Annotated in this window: 1 protein-coding gene; it reads left to right on the plus strand. The window is 64.6% G+C overall.

All coding sequences use genetic code 11. The annotated features are described in order from the left end of the window. Positions 1-1,742: DNA polymerase III subunit alpha (dnaE, locus tag ACWGIC_RS44875; RefSeq protein WP_452082057.1), on the plus strand; the 1,742-nt coding region annotated here is incomplete at both ends.

The raw sequence follows: 1,742 nt of genomic DNA on the forward strand, positions 1-1,742 counted from the left end.
CTGAAGTCGGCGGACGAGATGCGGGAGTACTGGGATCGGGAGGTTCCGGGGGCGGCGGACAACACGCTGCTGGTCGCGGAGCGGGTCGAGTCGTATGAGGACGTGTACACGCACAAGGACCGGATGCCGGTCTTCGACGTCCCCGAAGGCCACACCGAATCCACCTGGCTGCATCACGAGGTGATGGCAGGGCTAGAGCACCGGCTGCCGGACGGAGTGCCTGCCGAATATCGGGAGCGCGCCGAGTACGAACTCAAAGTCATTGTGGACAAAGGGTTTCCCGGGTACTTCCTCATCACGGCCGATCTGATGACGCATGCGCGCGAGGCAGGCATCCGGGTGGGGCCGGGGCGCGGGTCGGCGGCGGGATCGCTGGTGGCGTACGCGCTCCGCATCACCAACCTCGACCCGATCCGGCACGGTCTGCTGTTCGAGCGGTTCCTGAACCCGGAACGAGTGTCCATGCCGGACATCGACATGGACTTCGACGACCGCCGCCGCGGCGAGATGATCCGCTACGCCACCGAGAAATACGGTTCCGACCGGATCGCGCAGGTCATCACCTTCGGCACCATCAAAACGAAAGCGGCGATCAAGGATTCCGCGCGAGTCCACTTCGGACAGCCGGGGTATTCGATCGCGGACCGGATCTCCAAAGCCTTGCCGCCGCCGGTGGCCGCCAAGGACATTCCGCTGTCCGGCATCGTCGACGCCAAGCACGAGCGTTACGCGGAAGCGGCCGAGGTTCGCACGCTGGTCGAGACCGACGAAGAGTGCAAGACGATCTTCGACACCGCGCGCGGCCTCGAGGGCCTGATCCGCAACGCGGGCGTCCATGCCTGCGCGGTGATCATGTCCAGTGAACCCTTGCTGGACGCGATTCCGTTGTGGCGAAGGGACGACGGTTCGATCATCACCGGCTGGGATTACCCGTCGTGCGAGGCCATCGGCCTGCTGAAGATGGACTTCCTCGGCCTGCGCAACCTCACCGTCATCGGCGACGCGATCGACAACATCAAGGCCAACCGGGGCGAGGACATCGACCTCGACCGGCTGGCTATCGACGACCCCGAGACCTTCGCGCTGCTAGTCCGCGGTGACAGCCTCGGAGTGTTCCAATTGGACGGCGGCGCGATGCGGGACCTGTTGCGCCGCATGCGTCCCACCGGGTTCGAGGACATCGTGGCCGTCAACGCGCTCTACCGGCCGGGCCCGATGGCGATGAACACGCACAACAACTACGCCGACCGCAAGAACAACCGGCAGGCCATCGAACCGATCCATCCGGAACTGGAGGAGCCGCTGCGCGAGATCCTCGCCGAAACGCACGGTCTGGTGGTGTACCAGGAACAGATCATGCAGATCGCGCAGAAGGTCGCCGGATACTCGATGGGGCGCGCGGATGTGCTGCGCCGCGCGATGGGCAAGAAGAAAAAGGAAGTCCTCGAAAAGGAATTCGAGGGCTTCCGCGCCGGGATGATCGGCAACGGGTTCTCCGGCGACGCCGTGCAAGCGTTGTGGGACACGATCCTGCCGTTCGCGGGCTACGCGTTCAACAAGTCGCATGCGGCCGGGTACGCGTTGGTCGGCTACTGGACCGCGTACCTCAAGGCGAATTACACGCCGGAGTACATGGCCGCGCTGCTGACGTCGGTGGGTGACAACAAGGACAAGTCCGCGATCTACCTGTCGGAGTGTCGCCGGCTGGGGATCAAGGTGCTGCCGCCGGATGTGAACGAGTC

It is taken from the genome of Amycolatopsis sp. NPDC054798 (assembly GCF_053611505.1).